The 17,899-nt window shown below is 62.9% G+C and carries 13 protein-coding genes; 8 read left to right on the forward strand and 5 right to left on the reverse strand.

Annotated elements, in window-relative coordinates:
- Window positions 1-4: 4 nt before the first annotated feature.
- The 4 genes from ACO06J_RS02115 to ACO06J_RS02130 all read left to right on the forward strand — a co-directional run bounded on the left by ACO06J_RS02115 (window position 5) and on the right by ACO06J_RS02130 (window position 4,190).
- Window positions 5-1,186 (forward strand): aldose 1-epimerase family protein, encoded by a 1,182-nt coding sequence (locus ACO06J_RS02115; RefSeq protein WP_421759048.1) that lies wholly within the window; start codon window positions 5-7, stop codon window positions 1,184-1,186.
- Window positions 1,183-1,947 carry an SDR family NAD(P)-dependent oxidoreductase gene (locus ACO06J_RS02120; RefSeq protein ID WP_421759049.1) on the forward strand — a complete coding sequence of 255 codons (765 nt, stop codon included), beginning with the start codon at window positions 1,183-1,185 and terminating at the stop codon, window positions 1,945-1,947. Before ACO06J_RS02115 ends, ACO06J_RS02120 begins: the two co-directional genes overlap by 4 nt.
- Window positions 1,948-2,071: 124 nt before the next feature.
- Window positions 2,072-3,265: a CaiB/BaiF CoA transferase family protein gene (locus tag ACO06J_RS02125; RefSeq protein WP_421759050.1), complete on the forward strand. Its 1,194-nt coding sequence runs from the start codon at window positions 2,072-2,074 to the stop codon at window positions 3,263-3,265.
- Between the two features lie 154 nt (window positions 3,266-3,419).
- Entirely contained in the window at window positions 3,420-4,190 is a 771-nt protein-coding gene (locus ACO06J_RS02130; protein ID WP_421759051.1) for an enoyl-CoA hydratase/isomerase family protein, read from the forward strand.
- 58 nt (window positions 4,191-4,248) lie between these two features.
- Here the strand turns inward: ACO06J_RS02130 and ACO06J_RS02135 are convergent, their stop codons facing one another.
- The 4 genes from ACO06J_RS02135 to ACO06J_RS02150 all read right to left on the reverse strand — a co-directional run bounded on the left by ACO06J_RS02135 (window position 4,249) and on the right by ACO06J_RS02150 (window position 10,755).
- Window positions 4,249-7,359, reverse strand: coding sequence for an efflux RND transporter permease subunit (locus ACO06J_RS02135; RefSeq protein WP_421762429.1), 3,111 nt, complete (start codon window positions 7,357-7,359; stop codon window positions 4,249-4,251).
- Between the two features lie 50 nt (window positions 7,360-7,409).
- Window positions 7,410-8,696 carry an efflux RND transporter periplasmic adaptor subunit gene (locus ACO06J_RS02140; protein ID WP_421759052.1) on the reverse strand — a complete coding sequence of 429 codons (1,287 nt, stop codon included), beginning with the start codon at window positions 8,694-8,696 and terminating at the stop codon, window positions 7,410-7,412.
- 63 nt (window positions 8,697-8,759) lie between these two features.
- Entirely contained in the window at window positions 8,760-9,347 is a 588-nt protein-coding gene (locus ACO06J_RS02145; RefSeq protein ID WP_421762430.1) for a TetR family transcriptional regulator, read from the reverse strand.
- A gap of 61 nt (window positions 9,348-9,408) precedes the next feature.
- Window positions 9,409-10,755, reverse strand: a complete 1,347-nt coding sequence (locus tag ACO06J_RS02150; protein ID WP_421759053.1) for an efflux transporter outer membrane subunit — start codon at window positions 10,753-10,755, stop codon at window positions 9,409-9,411.
- Window positions 10,756-11,071: 316 nt separating this feature from the next.
- Between ACO06J_RS02150 and ACO06J_RS02155 the strand changes: the two genes are divergently transcribed.
- Both ACO06J_RS02155 and ACO06J_RS02160 read left to right on the forward strand, forming a co-directional pair.
- Window positions 11,072-11,905 (forward strand): YihY/virulence factor BrkB family protein, encoded by an 834-nt coding sequence (locus ACO06J_RS02155; RefSeq protein WP_421759054.1) that lies wholly within the window; start codon window positions 11,072-11,074, stop codon window positions 11,903-11,905.
- 129 nt (window positions 11,906-12,034) lie between these two features.
- Window positions 12,035-14,245 carry an AI-2E family transporter gene (locus ACO06J_RS02160; protein ID WP_421759055.1) on the forward strand — a complete coding sequence of 737 codons (2,211 nt, stop codon included), beginning with the start codon at window positions 12,035-12,037 and terminating at the stop codon, window positions 14,243-14,245.
- A 259-nt stretch (window positions 14,246-14,504) separates the two neighbouring features.
- On the opposite strand, the gene ACO06J_RS02165 is transcribed toward ACO06J_RS02160, so the two are convergent.
- Window positions 14,505-15,722, reverse strand: coding sequence for an ROK family transcriptional regulator (locus tag ACO06J_RS02165; protein WP_421759056.1), 1,218 nt, complete (start codon window positions 15,720-15,722; stop codon window positions 14,505-14,507).
- Window positions 15,723-15,897: 175 nt separating this feature from the next.
- Between ACO06J_RS02165 and ACO06J_RS02170 the strand changes: the two genes are divergently transcribed.
- Entirely contained in the window at window positions 15,898-16,551 is a 654-nt protein-coding gene (locus tag ACO06J_RS02170; protein WP_421759057.1) for an SGNH/GDSL hydrolase family protein, read from the forward strand.
- A 275-nt stretch (window positions 16,552-16,826) separates the two neighbouring features.
- Entirely contained in the window at window positions 16,827-17,852 is a 1,026-nt protein-coding gene (locus tag ACO06J_RS02175; RefSeq protein WP_421759058.1) for a substrate-binding domain-containing protein, read from the forward strand.
- The last annotated feature ends 47 nt before the right edge of the window (window positions 17,853-17,899 follow it).

Here is a 17,899-nt window from a genome sequence, read left to right on the forward strand (position 1 = left end):
CAGCGTGGTTGAGCTGTTTGGAGAGAGCCTGACGCGCCGGCAGGTGGCAGAGCGCTCGGGGATGCTGTCGCAGTTTGCCGGGGTGCGGCTGGTGACGCTGGGCGACGGCGTCGAGCGCGGTATCCGTATGCTGGAGTTTCGCACGGGCTCGGGCCTCAGGTTCACGGTGCTGGTTGACCGGGCGATGGATATTGCCGAGTGCGAGCACAATGGCCGCGCCATCGGATGGCACTCGCCGGCGGGGTTCCGCAATCCGGGGCTGCATGAATATGAAGGCGAGGGCGGGCTCGCCTGGGCGCGATCGTTCTCGGGGCTGCTGGTGACCTGCGGGCTCGACCACATCCTGTTCATGAACGAGGTCTCGGCGGAGACTTACGTCTACAGCCCCAAGCAGACGGTGAAGCACTCGCTGCACGGGCGGGTGGGGACGATTCCGGCGCGACTGACGGGCTATGGCGAAAGCTGGAATGGTGACACCTGCACGCTCTGGGCCGAGGGTGTGGTGCAGCAGTCTGCCGTGTTTGGGGAGGATCTGCACCTCATCCGCCGGATCGAGGCGGATGTGGGGGGCAACGAGATCCGGCTCACGGACCGGGTGGTGAACCACGGGTTCTACAAGACGCCGCACATGTACTGCTACCACATCAATGTGGGGCACCCGGTGCTGGACGAGGCCGCGCGTTATCTCGCGCCGATCGCCGATGTAGTGTGGGCGGCGCATGCCGGGGATGCGTACCAGAGGCAGGGCGTCGGCTATCGGCAGCTCCCGGCGCCGAAGCTCGATTTTCATGAGCAGGTCTGGCAGCACGAGATGGCGGCGAGCAAGGCTGGCGAAGTGCCGGTGGCGCTGGTCAATGACCGGGTCGGGCTGGGGCTTGAGGTGACGACGCTGAAGAGCCAGTTCCCCTGCCAGTATGAGTGGCAGAACCTCCAGGCCGGGCAATATGCGCTGGGGATCGAACCCTCGACCCACCATGTGCTGGGCAACCAGGCGGCGCGGGACCGGGGCGAGATGATCTGGCTCAATCACGGTGACGAGCGGCGATACGATACCGTGTTCCGGGTGCTAGATGGGGCTGGGGCGATCGCTGCATCGGAGGCGAGGATCCGGGCGGTGTCTGGGCAGCCGGAGACGGACTATCCGGCGCTATCCAATAACCATCTGCCGATTGCGGGGCGGCAATGAGCGCGGACCAGTTCGGCTCGATCGCGGGCAAGACCATTCTCTATACCGGGGCAGCCGGCGGGTTAGGGCTGGAGAGCGCGGTGCGCATGCTGAGGACCGGCGCCAAGGTGGTGGCGGTTGATATCGACGAGCGGAAGATTGCGGCGCTCGAGGCGGCGGCTGCAGGGCTCGACGGGTTGACGGTGGCGCGGCTCGATCTTTCCGACCTCACGGGACTGCGGGCCGGGCTGGAGCAGGTCTCGGCGGAGGTCGGTGGGTTCGACGTGGTGATCAACAATGCCGCGATTTACCCGAGCAAGCCGTTCGAGGCCTATACGATCGAAGAGATGCAGCTGGTGCAACGCATCAATGTCGATGCGGGGATCGTTGCGGTGCAGGTGGCGCTGCCGCACATGAAGGCGGCGGAGCGCGGGCGGATCATCAACATCACCTCGGTGACGTTGTCTGGCGGCTGGGCGGACCTGACGCCCTATGTGCAGTCGAAAGGCGCGCTACTCGGGCTGACGCGCTCATGGGCGCGCGAGTTCGGTCGGCATGGGATCACAGTCAATGCCGTGTCGCCGGGGGCGTTTCCGACTGACGCCGAGAAGATCCACGCTGATTTCGCTGCATATGAGCGGCGCATCTACGATCACCAGGCGATCCAGCGGCGCGGCGCGCCTGCCGACATTGCCAATATCCTGATGTTTCTGGCGTCCGACGCCGCATCGTTCATTACCGGCCAGACCATCAATGTCGATGGCGGCTGGGTGATGCACTGAGATGTCGAGCTTGTGGCCGCCCCCTCCACCGCCTACGGCGGTCCCCCTCCCCCGCTTCGCAGGGGAGGATCACCGCGAGATCGTGCCACGGCGCATCCACTCTCACACAGGGTACTGAATCCATATGGGCATTCTTTCCGGCTATCGCGTCCTTGATTGTTCCATTGCCATGGCGGGGCCGTTTGCGGCGCAGCGGCTGGGGGATCTGGGGGCCGATGTGGTGAAGGTTGAGCCTGTGACCGGTGAGTGGCAGCGCCACACGGCGGCGGGCGGGGCGCGGGGCAACAAGGTCAATGTGTCGTTCCTGTCGCTCAATCGCAACAAGCGCTCGCTCGCGGTGGACCTCAAGGACCCCGATGGCAAGGCCGTTCTGCTGGAGCTGGTGAAGACCGCCGACGTGTTCCTGCAGAACTACAGGCCGGGCGTGGCGAAGCGCCTTGGGGTGGATTACGACACGCTGAGCAAGATCAACCCCAGGCTGATCTACGTGTCGATCTCCGGCTATGGCGAGGACGGGCCGTATCTCAACCGGCCGGGCCAGGACCTGGTGCTGCAGGGGATGTCCGGCGCGATGCTCTCGGCGGGGCGCGCGGGCGAGCCGCCCAATGCGGCGGGGCAGTACCTGGTCGACGGGATTACGGCTTACACCGCGTTCGAGGGCGCACTGGCAGCGCTCTTGCACCGCGAGCGGACCGGGGAGGGGCAGTTGGTGCAGGTCAACATGCTCGACGCGATCACCACGATCCAGATGCAGGAACTCTCGGTGTTTACTGTGGGCCACAAGCCGCAGACGCGGTCGGCCGAGCCGCATGCGCATGTTTATATCCGCGCACCCTACGGGGCGTTCGCGACCTCCGATGGCTTCATCATCGTGGCGTTTCCCAAGCTCGCGAATCTCGGGGCGACGATTGGTGAGCCGAGCTTTCTCACCATGGACGACGAGGTCGAAACCTGGACCAAGCGCGACGAGATTTTTGCGAAGACCCGTGAGCGGCTGAAGACCAAGACCAGCGCCGAGTGGCTGGAACTGCTGCGCGCTGCCGACATCTGGTGCGGGCCGGTCTATGGCTATGCTGACCTCGTGGAGGATGAGCAGATCAAGCACAACGGCACGTTCGTCGAGTATGACCATCCTACCGAAGGCCACGTGAAGACGCCGGGCTTTCCGATCCGTTTTTCGAAGACGCCGTCGGTGGTGGAGCGCGGCGCGCCTGTTACCGGTGAGCACTCGCGCGACGTGTTGCGGGAAGCTGGGTACGACGAGGCGACGATCGAAAAGCTGATCGCTTCGGGCGCGGTGGCGGAGGGGGAAGTGTGATGGCTCACAAGTCGAGTGCTGAGTGCCCGCTCCATCAGCTTCGCTGGTCATCCTCCCCCGTAAACGGGGGAGGATCAAGGCGAGATCGTGCCGCTGGTGATCCTCACCCGCGCAGCGGGGGAGGGGAACCGCCGAAGGCGGTGGAGGGGGCGCTATGACAGAAAACATCAAGGTCGAACGCGACGGTTTTGTCGGCATCATCACCATCAACCGGCCCGAAAAGCTTAATGCGATAACGCCGGAGATGGCGGGGGCGCTGGTCGCGGCGGTCAATGACTTCAACACTGACGACGGCATCCGCTGCGTGATCCTGACCGGGGCAGGGGAGAAGGCGTTCTGCGCGGGCTCCGATATCGGCACGCTCGACAGCTATGAAACGCCCTGGGCGTTTCGCAACCGGCCGGACTATTGCGACGCGATCCGGGCGCTCTTGAAGCCCTCGATCGCGGCGGTCAACGGCTATGCCTTTGGTGGCGGGCTCGAGACGGCGATGACGTGCGATATCCGCATTGCGGCAACGAATGCCAGCTTTGCGGCACCGGAGGTCAAGCTGGGCTGGATCGGTGGCGGTGGCATGGCAGTGAACCTAGCGCATGCCATCGGACCTTCGAATGCGGCGATGATGATCATGACAGGCGATGCGATCGATGCGGCAATGGCTGAGCGCTGGGGGTTGGTGAGCCGCGTGGTGCCGCAGGCGGAATTGCTCGCTGAGGCCAAGCGGATCGCGCGGACGATTGCGTCGCGGGCGCCGATCGCGGCCGAGACGGCCAAGCTCAATTTGAGGGCGGCCTGGGAAATGTCGATCGCCGACGCGATCGGCTACGAGCGCGATCTGCAGACCATCTGCTTTGCAACCGACGACGCCAAGGAAGGCCGGGCAGCGTTCAAGGAAAAGCGCGCGCCGGTGTTCCGGCGGCGCTAAGGGCTGACCGGAAGTTCCGGTCAGCCGCCAACGATCAGCTTTTGCAGTTTGTGGCCGCCTAAGCGGCCACTTTCTTTTTGCGGCGGGGCCAGCCGCCGCTGACGAGGACGAAGAAGAGGGGCACGAAGAAGATGCCCATCAGGGTGCCGGCGATGGTGCCGCCGACGACGCCGACGCCGACCGAGTTCTGCGCGCCTGAACCTGCGCCAGTGGCGAGGGCGAGCGGCAGCACGCCGAGGAGGAAGGCGATCGAGGTCATGGCGATGGGACGCAGGCGGACCCGGGCGGCTTCGAGCACCGCCTCGACCAAGGTTCTCCCCGCTGCGCGGAGGTCGCGGGCGAACTCCACGATGAGGATGGCGTTCTTTGCCGTGAGCCCCATGGTCGTCAGCAGTCCTACCTTGAAGTAGACGTCGTTCGATTGCCCGAACAGGTAGGCCGCCAGCATGGCGCCGAAGATGCCGACCGGCACCGCGAGGAGCACCGACAGGGGGATGGTCCAGCTTTCGTAAAGCGCGGCGAGGCAGAGGAAGACGACGATCAGCGATGCTGCGTAGAGTATCAGCGCCTGCGAGCCCGAGAGCCGCTCCTGGTAGGAGAGGCCGGTCCAGCCGGTACCGTAGCCGCCGTCGAGTTCGGAGACGAGCGTCTCCATCTTGTCCATGGCGACACCCGAGCTGACGCCCGTTGCATTGGAGCCGCTGAGGGTGATCGAGGCCGTGCCATTGTAGCGCGACAGCGACGCCGAGCCCTGCACCCATTCGGTCTGGGTGAAGGCGGAGAAGGGCACCATTTCGCCCTTGTTGTTGCGGGCATACCAGCCCTTGAGATCGTCAGGCTGCATGCGGTACTCGGCGTCGCCCTTTACGATCACCGGCTTCAGTTCGCCATTGAGATCGAAGTCGTTGACCTCGGTGCCCGCCAGCGCAATGCCGAGCAGGGTGTTGGCGCCGGAGAGATCGACGCCGAGAGCACCTGCCTTTTCCTGATCGATGACGATCTTCAGGCGGCTTTCCATCTCCCCGGCATTGCCGCGGAGATTGGCGACCTCTTTTGCCTGACCGGCGTTTTCGACTAACTGGTTGCTGGCCCGGCCGAGAGCGTCGGCGCCCTTGTTGGCGTTGTCGAGCAGCACCATTTCGAAGCCGTTCGAGCTGCCGAGCCCCTGGATGACAGGAGGCGCCAGGGCGAAAATCTGCGCGTCGCGGACCTTGGAGAAGTACATCGAGGCACGGCCGGAAACGGCAGAGGCCGAGAGCTCGGGCTTGGTGCGCTCGGCGAAATCGCGCAGTTTGACGAAGGCCATAGCGCTGTTTTCGCCACTGCCGCTGAGCGAGAAGCCGACGGTGGCGAAGACGCTCTCCACGGCGTCCTTTTCCTGCGTGAGGTAGTAGTTATCGACGATATCGAGCACGGCCTGGGTCCGCGCTGCGTTGGCGCCGTCGGGCAGGGTGATGATGGTCATCAGCACGCCCTGGTCTTCCTCGGGGATGAAGGACGTCGGCAACTGGGTGTAGGTCCAGTAGGCGCCGGCGATCAGGGCTGCGAAGACGACGAGGAAGCGGAGCGGGCGACCGACGACGAAGCCGACGGTGCCGACATAGCCGTTGGTGAGGGCCGAAAAGCTCTTGTTGAACCAGCGGAAGGGAGGAAACCGCGTTTCGCCCGAATGGTGGGTGCGAAATAGCAACACGCAAAGCGCGGGGGTGAGGATGATGGCAACTGCAGCCGACAGGATCATGGCGCTGGCGATGGTGATCGAGAACTGCCGGTAGATCACCCCGACGGAGCCTGAAAAGAAGGCCATCGGGATGAACACGGCGGTCAGCACCGCGGCGATGCCGATCAGCGCCCCGGTGATTTCACCCATCGATTTCTCGGTCGCTTCGCGAGCCGAGAGCTTTTCCTCGGTCATGATGCGTTCGACGTTTTCGACCACCACGATGGCGTCGTCGACGAGGAGGCCGATCGCCAGCACCATGGCAAACATGGTGAGGGTGTTGATCGAATAGCCCAGCACGGCCAGTACACCGAAGGTGCCGAGCATGACGACGGGTACGGCGATCATCGGAATGATCGTCGCGCGCCAGTTCTGGAGGAAGATCAGGAGCACGAAGAAGACGAGGACAATGGCCTCGACCAGGGTGGAGACCACCTTTTCGATCGACAGTTCGACGAAGAGTGTCGTTTCGTACGAGTATTCGATCGACACGCCTTCGGGCAGGGCGCCCTTGAGGGCATCGAGCGCAGCATGTACGCCCAGAGCGGTGTTGATGGCGTTGGCGCCGCTCGACATCTGCACGCCGAACCCGCCGGCGGGCTTGCCGTTGAAGGTTGAGCTCGAACCATAGGATTCGAGGCCGAGTTCCACCCTTGCGACGTCCTTGAGGCGCACGGTGGAGCCATCTTCGGCCGAGACCAGGCGGATGTTCTCGAACTCGGCAACCGTCTTCAGCTGGGTTTGCGCTTTGACCGTCACGCGCAACTGCTGGCCCTTGCTGGTTGGGGAGCCGCCGATTTCGCCGACCGCGACTTCGGTGTTCTGCTGCTTGATGGCAGCCGTCACGTCAGATGGAGTCAGCTTGTACTGGGCGAGCGCCAGCGGATCGAGCCAGATGCGCATGGCATAGCCCGAGCCGAACGACAGGATGCTGCCGACACCATCAACCTGACGAACAGCCGGCTCGATGGTGCTGGCCATGATGTCGGACAGCTGCGACGAGGTCATCTTGCCATCGTTGGAGACGATGTTGCCGACCATCAGGATGGAGCTACCTGAGCGGGTCACCGTCACGCCGGCATCCTGAACCGTCTGGGGTAGCTGGGCCTCAATGGGCGACAGCTTGTTCTGCACCTGCACCTGAACGATGTCGGCGTCGACGCCGGACCCGAAGGTCAGGCTGATGCTGGCCGAGCCGCTCGATGAGGTGCTCTCCATATAGAGGAGATCGGAGAAGCCGGTGATGGCATCTTCAATCACCGTTGTCACCGAGTTCTGCACTGCCTCGGCGCTGGCGCCAGGATAGCTGGCATTGATGTTGATGGTGACAGGGGCGATCTCCGGATACTGGGAGATCGGCAGGGTGAAAATGGAATACACACCAGCAAGGCAGACGACGATCGCCAGCACGATGGCAAAGATCGGCCGGCCGATGAAGAAGCTGGCGATCGACTTGCGTGTCGGAATCGAGGAGGCGGGGGCGGGAGCGGAAGTCACGCTCATTTCGCGGTCTCCGTGGTGGTAGCTGCAGCGTCGTCCGGCGCCGTGGCACCTGCGGGTGCCATTGCGTCAGCGGCAGCAGCAGCAGGCGCTGCGATCGCACTCATGTCCTGGGCGATGACGCCGTCTTCCGAGATCGTGACTTCGAGCGGCGCGACGGCGGAGCCATCGCTGATCTTTTGCAGACCATCGACAATGAGCTTGTCGCCAGCGGTGACACCGGCAGTGACGACCCAGGCATTGTTCATGTCGCGCGTGGCGGTCAGCACGCGCTGCTCGGCCTTGTTGTCGGCGGTCACGAAGTACGCCGTCGGTTCACCGCGCGAGTTGAAGGTCACGGCGCGCTGCGGCACGAGGAAGGCGTTTTCCTGCTCGCCGATGGCGATGTGGGCGCGCACAAACATGCCGGGCAGCAGAATGCGTTCAGGGTTGGGGATAGTGGCGCGCATGGTGACGGTGCCTGTGGTCTCGCTGACGACGAGATCAGAGCTCGAGATCGTGCCTTCCTGGTCATAAAGGCGGCCGTCTTCCAGGGTCAGGTTGACCTTGGGAAGGGGAGGCCGCGTTTTTGCCGGGTCCGCGTCGCCATCAGAGCGCAGGGCGAGGATGTTGACGGAGCTCTCGACAAGCTCGATGTAGCTTGGATCGACGGTGCGGATGGTTGCCAATGCATCGGCCTGGCTGGCGGTGACCAGCGAGCCGATTTCGGCATTCAATGTGCCGAGCATGCCGGAGATGGGTGCGGTGATTTTGGTCTGGTCGAGCGTGATCTGCTTGCCCGCGAGCTGGGCTTCGGCGCTTTGCACGGAGGCCTTGGCCTGGGCCAGTTCGACCTTGGCGGTATCGAGATCGGACTGCGATACGCCGCCCGAGCCGACCAGGGTTTCGTAGCGGGTGACTTTGGCTTCGGCGGAGGGGAGTTGCGCGTTGGCGCTGGCGAGGTTGGCTTCGGCGGCCGCGACTTCCGCTTGATAATTCTTGTCGTCGATGGTGAAGAGCAGGTCACCGGCTTTCACCGGCTGCCCCTCTTTAACCGCGACCGCGGTGATGATGCCGCCCACCTGGGGACGAACCTGCGCCGTTGCCGACGCGGTGACGCGTCCCGGCAGCGTCGTGGTCAGGGGAACCGACTGCGGCTGCAGAACGACGATGCCCACCGGGGTTGCAGCGGCGGGGCCGCCCATGCTCATGCCGGGTGGGGGGGCGCCCGCGGGCTGAGCGAGAGCCGATTGCGTCAGCACCGTCAGGGTGGCCACCGCAAGGGCCGCGCCGATCATTCTGTTCATTTCAACCTCTGGGCAATGGCGGGAGGGGCACCCGCGAGTGATTGGGAAGTGCCACGCCGGCGACTAGCTCTTCAGACTGGGGAAGCGAATGGTTTCGACGAGGCTCTCAAGGCTCTCACGTACCAGGAGAGGCAAGTCAGCCTGATCGTCGTCGCGCCAGCGATCGAATGTGGCGCGAACCGCGCCTATAACGGCCCCGGCGAGCGCCAGGCATCGGACATTGTCGGGGCTCACCCGCAACCGCCCTGCGACGAGGGCCTGGAGCTGAAGCTCGAATTTATGGAACTCGGCCATTTGCAGCGGGATCAGAAGCGGGTAGGCCTGAGTGACCTCGCGCATCAGCTTGCCGATCCAGCGGGAGCCGTTCATCTCGGTGACCTGGGCGACCATGAGATCGATCAGGTCCGCTACCAGATCAGCGTTTCCTGACACAAAGCGCGCCACCGCCTCGGGGGGCAAGGGCGGAGGAGGGAGTACCAAGGCGGCTTCCTTGAACGGGAAGTAGTTAAAGAAGGTCCGCTGGCTGATGCCCGCTGCTTCGCAGATGGCCTCGACTGTTACGGTTTGCACGCCGTTGTCTCGGGCCAGCCCTATGGCGGCTTCGCGAATTAGTTTGGTCGTTTCCAGTTTGCGCCGTTGCCTTAGATCCATGCTCACACCTAACTTTTTTGCATAAGCTGCAAAGTTTGCGTACGGCGTCAAGTGAAGCGGCCTACTTTGCTGAGAGCGACCACCCGCCGCCAAGCGCCTTGGCGAGGGCGATATAGTCCGATGCCACTGCTGCTTCCGACTGGATGAGGGCGTCCTCAGCCGACTGCTGCGCGGCCTGCGCGGTCAGCAATTCACTGTAGGTGGCGCTGCCGCCCTCATAGAGGCTCTTGGAAAGCTCCGAGGCGCGGCTGTAGGCCTGGACGCTCGCGGAGAGGGCAGCGCGGCGCGATTTTTCCCGGTTGTAGGCGACAAGCGCGTCTTCGACATCGCGCACCGCAGCCAGCACTGTCTGACGGTAGGCGAGGTATTGTTCGCGGGCCGTGGATTGGGCGAGATCGACATTGGCCTTCAGCTGATCACGATTGAAGAGCGGCAGGGTGATGGTCGGTCCGAGGTTCCAGGAGCCGGTCGTGCCATTGGTCGAAAGCGCGCCGCTGAGGGTCAGGCTGGGATAGAGATCGGCTTGCTTGATGCCGATATCGGCAACGGCCGCAGCAAGTTCGCGCTCGGCCTGGCGGATATCGGGGCGGACACGGATGAGGTCGGCCGGGACGCCCTTGCCGATTTCGCCCTTGGCGCGCGGGATGCGTCCGGTGGCGGCGAAGCGGCCTTCGACGGCCTTGGGTTCCTGTCCCAGGAGGACCGCGAGAGCGTTGATCGACTGCTGCACCGCGCTTTCGAGGCTCGGGATGGCGGCGGCGGTGTTCTGCTGCTGGCCCTGGGCTTGCGACAGCGCCAGTTCGGTGGCGCTGCCGGCGTCGAGCTGCTTTTTCACCACGTCGGTCGTGGCGCGCTGGGTTTCGAGGGCGGCGCGGGCGAGGACCAGGCGGCGCTGATAGGTGCGTACGTTCACATAGGCGCTGGCGATGTCCCCGATGAGGGTGAGGCGCGCGCCGTTGACCACCTCTTGTGCGGCCTCGACGTTAGCCGCCTGCTTTTCGCGATTGCGCTTGCCGGCGCCGAAGAGATCCAACTCCCAGCTGGCGTCAATTCCGGCCGATTTGCTGGTGACATTGGTGCTCGAGCCATCGGAAATGGTGCCCGACTCGGTGAGCGATGCCGTTCCGGTCAGCGATGGCTGGTAGGAGACGCCGTTGATCCGTGCGGTCGCGCGCGCTGCCTCCACCCGCTCCATGGCCTGGAGGACCGTCAGGTTCTGGGCGAGACCTGCGTCCATCAACTGGTTGAGCAATTTGTCGCCAAACGCTGTCCACCACTTGGTCTCAGCGGTGACCGCGGTGCCCGACTGGCCGGCGGTGGCGTATGACGACAGCAGCTTGGTGTCCGGCTGTGTGTACTGAATGCCGAGGGAGGAGCAGCCGGCGAGAAGCACGAAGGTGCTCAGCATCGGAATGGTCCGATACCGGGGGGCGAGGCGGACAGAAGCGGGCATTCAGCACCTTTGCAGTTTCTACATAGCTTGCACAAACTGCAAATAAGCTGCCGACATCGCGGCTGTCAATCCGGCAGCGACGTTCTCATCGAGATCGCATTCGTCTCCGGCTCAAGGACAGGGTCACTGCGTCGGAACGGGGAAGGCGCACCTCGAACGCAACTGAAATGCCCGGCACGGGTTAACACCCACCACAACCAACAGGTGCAGGCCAATGCGCGATCGTCTTCAGGGTTCGTCGTTTTCCCCTGGGAGATGGCGGCGCGTGGTCGTGGCCACCTTCCGTGCGTTTGCGGACCCGGACACCTCCCTGCGCTGCGCGGGGACGGCGTTTTTCAGCTTCATGTCGCTGTTTCCCGCCATTGGCATCGTCGCAACCACCTACGGGCTGATTGCCGATCGAAGCACCATGGAGTCCACGCTGGATGCGCTGCAGTATGTATTGCCGTCAGCGGTGCTCTCGGTCCTCCACGAACAGCTTCGAATTCTCATCGCCCAGCCCAACTCCACGCTCGGCATCGGGCTCCTGATCTCAGTGCTGCTGGCGCTTTGGAGCGGTTCACGCGGGGTGAGCGCCTTGATCTATGCAATGTCGCGCGTCCGGGAGGAGCCGGAGCGAAGGAGTTTCTTGAAGGCGCTCATGATGGCTATAGGGCTCACCGTGGGCGGTGCAGTGTTCCTTACGGTGGCGCTGGTTACGATCGCTGGGCTGCCGGCCTTGCTCCCGTTTCCGACGGGGAGCGACTGGCTGGTTCTGGCGCTCCGCTGGCCGGTTCTGCTGTTTCTTTCGGTCCTCGTCATTTCTGCGCTGTTTCGGTGGGGACCTGACCGGCACCCCAGGCGATGGCGTTACATCTGGCCGGGTGCACTCCTCGCGTCCGTGTTGTGGATTGTGGCGGGTGTTGTGTTCTCCATTTATGTCGAGAACTTTGCGAACTATCAGGCCACATTCGGCTCCATCACGGCGGCGGTGGTGTTGCTGTTATGGATCTATAATTCAGCGCAGATCCTCGTTCTGGGCGCGGCGTTCAATACAGCGATCGAGGATAGCTCTGCGGCAAATACCGAGACGTACCGCGCAACCTTTGCGGCGCGTGTGCGTTAGCTCGCGTTAGCCCATCCATGGATTTTCCAGCCCGTGAATTCATGTCCGATGGGTCGAGGGCACGACGTCATGATTTCGAGAGACAGCCAAAGCTCCAGGCGTCCGTCGCGACGCGCGTCCGGAGGTGGCATGAATACCCTGTTTGTCGGCGTCATCGCCGTGGCAGCGCTGTACCTCGGCTCAAGCATCTTTGTGCCCCTCGTGCTCGCGGTGCTGCTGACGTTCGCGCTGTCGCCAGTGGTGAGGGCGCTGCAGCGTATCGGTGTACCGCACGTGCTGGCCGCGCTGATGACTGTCGCAACTGCAGGCGCAGTGCTTGCGGGCCTGTCGTTTCTGGTGGTGACGGAGGTTGCGCACCTCGCCACGGAAATCCCGAAATATCAGCAAGTCGTCGCCAACAAGTTGTTGGCCCTGCAGAAATCGACGACTTCGGGTGATGTCGTCGAACGCGTCGTCGGCGCCCTGCAGAATATCCTCGCAGCGCTCCCCGACCCTGAGGGCGCCACGGCGCCCGTGCCGGTGCGGATCGTCGATCCGGCGGTAGGCCCGCTTGGCTTTGGCCAAGCCTTCCTCGGATCTGTACTGGGTCCGCTTGCGACCAGCGCCATCGTCACCCTGTTTGTCATCTTTCTGCTGGTCGAGCGGGAGAACTTCCGGGACCGGTTCCTCAAGCTCGTCAGCAGCGGTGATCTTCGGACCACGACGCGGGCGATGACTGATGCCGGCCGGAGGGTCAGCCGCTATCTTTTGGTGCAGTTCGTAGTCAACGCCAGCTATGGCACATTGTTCGGGCTGGGCCTGTTCTTCATCGGTATCCCCGACGCGCTGCTGTGGGGATTGCTGGCGGGGTTGTTCCGTTACATTCCGTTCGTCGGAACCATCATCGCCGCGGTCATCCCATTGGCGCTGTCGTTTGCTATTGATCCGCAGTGGAGCAAGCTGGTGGCCGTCGTCGGACTGTTCGTGGCGCTCGAGATGACCATCACGAACGCGGTCGAACCCCGACTTTACGGTTCAAGTACCGGGCTCTCTGCACTGGCAGTGCTCGTGGCTGCGATGTTCTGGGCAACGCTCTGGGGGCCGATCGGGCTTATCCTTGCGACACCGCTGACGGTGTGCCTCGTCGTCCTGGGCCGCTACGTTCCGCAACTGGCGTTCCTCGAAACCATGCTCGGAAGCGAGCCGGTTCTGGCTCCTGATGAACAGCTCTACCAGCGCCTGGTTTCCGGCAATGCCGAGGAGGCCATAGATCTCGCCGAGCAATATGTCGACAAGAGCGGCTCGCCGCAGGAGTTCTACGACAGCGTGGCCATTCCTGCCCTCCGGTTTGCCGAGACCGACAGGGCGCGTGACGGCGGCGATCTGGCAGAGCGGAGGCTCGTGGCAGAGAGCATGGACGCAGTAGTCCAGGAACTCGCCAACCTCTGGCCTGAGACCACTGAAAATCCTGCTGCCCTGTCGGTGCTCTGCATCGGCGGGCGAACGGAACTGGATGGAGCGGCCGCCAGCATGATCGCCCAGAGTCTGTCGGCTTCGGGTGTGACCGTGCGGCTGCTGCCGCCGGTATCATTGCGGCGCCAGGGGATAGGGCAGCTCGAACTCGACCATGTCGATGTGGTTTGCATCGCCTACCTGGATGCGGCGGCAGCGGCATACCTGAAAAATGCGGCGCGGCACATTCATCGTCGTTCGCCAGCAGTCGCGGTTGTCGGCTGCCTGCTGTCAGAAAGCGATGAGCCCATCGAAACGCCGCAGGGGGTTGCTCAGCTCTGCCATTCGATCGCCAGCGTCCAGGAGTTTATCAAGTCGCAGGCGCCGGAACAGTTTTCAGCTGGCCACACGCCTGGCCCCAGCGAACCGTTGCATAGGCTGGCCCGGCCGAGCGCACAGCTGGCGGACTTTGCCACCAAGGTTTCCACCGAACTCACGGTCCCCATCGCCATGGTGGTGATGGCGGATTCGGACGGCGACAAGACTGCCAGCCAGCATGAGCTTGCGCCGTTGAGGGACTACATTCTTGAGAATGGTGCGACAGCAGCCGACGCGGGAGCCTGGCGCGCGCTGATGGAGAACCCGTTCATGGTGGAGAATGGATTTGGAGCCGCGGCCGGTGTGCCGGTGATCATTGACGGCAGGAAATCTGGCGCGCTGCTGGTCTTTGACCAGGCCGGCCGAGCGTTCTCCGCCAGTGACGTGAATCGCCTCGCAGATCTCGCCGCATCATTTGTCACGGAGACCAACCCTGAATTGGCGCCGACTCGGACCCAGCGCGAAGACACCCAGTCCACCGCTGCCACTCCAAATGACCTCAAGGAACACCTACGGGCCAATCCACTATAACATATTGATTTGCATATAGTTTTTGGTATCGAATGTCCGTTGCCGCCAGTCCCCCGACGAGCCCTGAGAGGTCCTCAGGAAGCGTGCGAGATCGCCTGCGACTTCGGCCAGAGGGCTCGAGGCTCCGGGAGCCGGCGTGACGGTCACGCGTTCGATCAAGTTCCTGATCGCAGCGAACTCATCGCACTCCGACGACGGCAACGAGATATGGCAAGCTACCGAGCATTGGAACGCCAACGCGCCAAACCTCCCCAAGCAGTTAGTCTTTGAACAGGACGTCCTTGTCGTTGGAATAGTTGACAAGGAGCGGGATCGTGGCACCGCCAATGGCGGGGCCCATATGACCGTAGGTGCCCTCCAGCACGGAAAACGGCTCGGGGCGGTCAGCGAGCAGTCGCGCTAGCTTCAGCCGAGTCTGCCGAGCAATATCCTTGCGCACTGAAGCCGGGATGGCGCCGTCAATCACCACGTTATCGACGTCGATCAGCGCCACCGCGCCCTTGATGGCGAAGGCGAGCCCGTCCGATACTTCATCGATCCACTCTCCGAGAGGTCGGCCTAGATCGCCCCATTCATCTGGTGAGGCCCAAATATCTGCGCCGTGACCATTGAGCTTCTTGGCTAGCGTGAACAGTGACGCAGTCTGTAGCAGCGGGACGGTGTCGGTACCGGATCCCTTGGGTGCCGGCACGGGCATGTCACCAAGCGAGCCCGCGCGCTTGTTGCGGCCTGGGAACAGGTGGTGGTCGAGTACTAGCCCGCCGCCGATGAAATAACCGATATAGGCGTAGAGGAAATCAGCCCGCCCGGCACCGGAGCCGAACATCAGCTCCGCCCCTGCAGAAACCATTGCGTCGTTGAACAGGTAGACCGGCCACTCGTATTCGCGATCAAGCTCTGCCCGGATATCAATCTGCTTCCAAGCCGCGAGACTGCCAGGCGGTGCGCCGATCTCTTCGCTCCAGTTCCACAGGTGGAAGGGTGAGGCGATCCCCAATCCAGCAATGCGGTTGGTTGCTATATCTCGGTTTTTGCGTAGCATTTTCGCGATCGCCGCCCGCCCAAATGTCATCACTTCGTCGGGTGTCGGGTAGTTGAACGTGGTTCGATCAAACGCCACAACCTCACCGAGAAAGTTGATCAGCGCCATATCGGCGCTGCGCCGGTCGATCTTCAGCCCGAAAGAGTAGACCCCTTGCGGATCAAGTGCATATGGCACCGAAGGTTGCCCCAGCCGACCCCGTAGAGGCTCCAGTCGGACCAGAAGTCCGTTGTCCGCCGCCCGGTTGACGATGGTGGTGATGGTCTGTGCCGACAGTCCCGTGAGACGTGTCAACTCGACCTTTGACAATTGTCCGCGCCGTCGGATCAGCGACAGGATCAACCGCTCGTTGTAGACGCGTGTTTCCGCCTGCGTTGTGCCGCCGCTCCGTGCCTCGGCATCCTTTTCAAGGCTGTAGTAACTATTGCCGGTCAAACCGTCCTCCGGCGCCCGGAGTCCGGAACGCCATTGAGCAATAGCAACGTAGCGTCAGTCAATCAACCGTTTCGTAAGTCCACTGGAATTAGGTAGTGCATGGAGGCTCCGCGTGGTAAGCGAGCCGTCGGTGTGCGGCCGTGGGCAGGCACCTTGTTTGGGGAGTGGGGGAAAAGTGGCAAAGAGACAGACGATACTGTGTTTTGGTGACTCCAACACCTACGGTGTGGTCCCCACTCTGGCGCGCGGCGGCGGGCACCGGTACGCGCCGGACCGGCGCTGGCCAGGTGTGCTTCAGCGGCAGCTCGGCGAAAGCTGGAACGTGGTAGAGGAAGGCCACCCCGGCCGCACCACCGTGCATGACGATCCGATCGACGGCCCCCACAAGAACGGCCTCAAGGCCCTGCCGATCTGCCTTGAAACGCATATGCCGGTAGATCTGGTGATTGTTATGCTCGGGACCAACGACTTCAAACATCGTTTCTCCGTCACGACTGGCGATATCGTTGATTCGTTTGAGATTTTGGTCAACGCCATCCGCAAAAGCGACGCCGGACCTAGCGGCGCCCAGCCGGCCGTCCTATTGGTCATCCCACCGCCGATTCAGGAAATTGGGCGGCTGGCAGACATGTTCTTCGAAGGCGCAGAAAAGTCGCGGAGACTGCCGCCACTGCTGGCCGAAATGGCACACCGAAACGGCCTGCCGTATTTCGATGCTGGCGAGATTATTGAAGTTAGCGCAATAGACGGCATCCATCTCGACAGCGATGCACACCGGGCCCTCGGCTTGGCGCTGGCCAAAACCATACAGGGTATGCTGCTCGTCTGATGCGGCTATAGCGCTTACCCGTCTCCGCCGGGTGACGACGCGCTCCGCAAAGTCGCCACCAAAGAAAACGCGTCTGCGGAGCCTTCGAGAGCGACTCTGGTCGACTAAGTAAATCCACTGGAAAAAATTATTGACTCAGTTTGGAGGGCGGTGAGATAAAGATCGCGACAGATCGCCGGGGGGAGCCACGGCACCGTCGAAACGCATCCGCAGTCGCCACAACCGCGACGCGAGAAACGTCGCCGCCCGCCGGGTGGCGCTCATGGGAGGAAACTATGAAGCCAATTCACTTAGCGCCGACATTCGGCGTTCTGCTCACGCTGGGCCTCGCGACCGCGCCGGCACAGGCCGCCGATATCAGCGCCTGCCTGATCACTGCAACTGATATCAATCCATTTTTCGTCAAGATGAAAGAAGGGGCTATCGCTAAAGCAAATGAGCTCGGGATCAAGCTCTCGACCTATGCCGGCAAGGTCATCGGCGATGTCGAAACGCAGGCCGCGGCCATGGAAAGCTGCATGACCGAAGGCGTCAACGGCATCCTGCTCAATGCCTCCGATTCCAAGGCGCTGACGCCACTGGTTGAAGAAGCCAAGAAGAAGGGCATCCTGGTCATTGCTCTGGACACCCCGCTTGAACCCGCCGATGCCGCCGATGCTACCTTTGCCACGGACAATTTCACCGCTGGCAAGCTGGTGGGCGCTTGGGCCAAGTCGGCCATGGGTGAGGGCGCTGCCACAGCCAAGATCGCTACCCTGAACTTCGGCCCGGCCCAGCCACTCGTTGATGTTTTGCGTAATCAGGGCTTCCTTCAGGGCTTTGGCATCGACCTCGCCGATCCCAACAAGTATGGCGACGAGACCGATCCGCGCATTGTCGGTCAGGAGGCCAGCGGCGCTGCCGAAGAGGGCGGCCGTACAGCGATGGAATCGCTGCTTCAGAAGGAACCCGGGATCAACCTCGTCTATACCATCAACGAACCGGCTGCGGCCGGTGCCTGGGAGGCCATCAAGGCCGCCGGCAAAGAGAAGGACATCCTGATGGTTTCGGTCGATGGTGGCTGCCCGGGCGTCCAGAACATCGCCGATGGTTCACTGGGTGCCACCGCCCAACAATACCCCCTGCAAATGGCGGCGCTCGGCGTTGAGGCGATCAAGACTTTTGTCGAGACCGGTAAGAAGCCCGAGCCAACTCCTGGCCTCAGCTTTTTCAACACCGGCGTGACGCTGGTCACCGACAAGCCGGCACCAGGCGTCGACTCGATCGACACCAAGAAAGGCCTTGAGCTCTGCTGGGGCTAGGCCTGCCGCGCCAAACCGCGCAAACTCGTCCAGGAAGGGCGGCATGA

Origin of the sequence: Devosia sp., assembly GCF_965229025.1 — a bacterium.
In the GTDB taxonomy this organism is placed as follows: Bacteria; Pseudomonadota; Alphaproteobacteria; order Rhizobiales; family Devosiaceae; genus Devosia_A.

Bases quoted from the DNA above. Each gene is read 5' to 3' on its own strand.
- ACO06J_RS02175 (WP_421759058.1), top strand. From the start codon at position 16,827: ATGAAGCCAATTCACTTAGCGCCGACATTCGGCGTTCTGCTCACGCTG.
- ACO06J_RS02150 (WP_421759053.1), bottom strand. From the start codon at position 10,755: ATGCTGAGCACCTTCGTGCTTCTCGCCGGCTGCTCCTCCCTCGGCATT.
- ACO06J_RS02125 (WP_421759050.1), top strand. From the start codon at position 2,072: ATGGGCATTCTTTCCGGCTATCGCGTCCTTGATTGTTCCATTGCCATG.
- ACO06J_RS02145 (WP_421762430.1), bottom strand. From the start codon at position 9,347: ATGGATCTAAGGCAACGGCGCAAACTGGAAACGACCAAACTAATTCGC.
- ACO06J_RS02140 (WP_421759052.1), bottom strand. From the start codon at position 8,696: ATGAACAGAATGATCGGCGCGGCCCTTGCGGTGGCCACCCTGACGGTG.
- ACO06J_RS02120 (WP_421759049.1), top strand. From the start codon at position 1,183: ATGAGCGCGGACCAGTTCGGCTCGATCGCGGGCAAGACCATTCTCTAT.
- ACO06J_RS02160 (WP_421759055.1), top strand. From the start codon at position 12,035: ATGAATACCCTGTTTGTCGGCGTCATCGCCGTGGCAGCGCTGTACCTC.
- ACO06J_RS02130 (WP_421759051.1), top strand. From the start codon at position 3,420: ATGACAGAAAACATCAAGGTCGAACGCGACGGTTTTGTCGGCATCATC.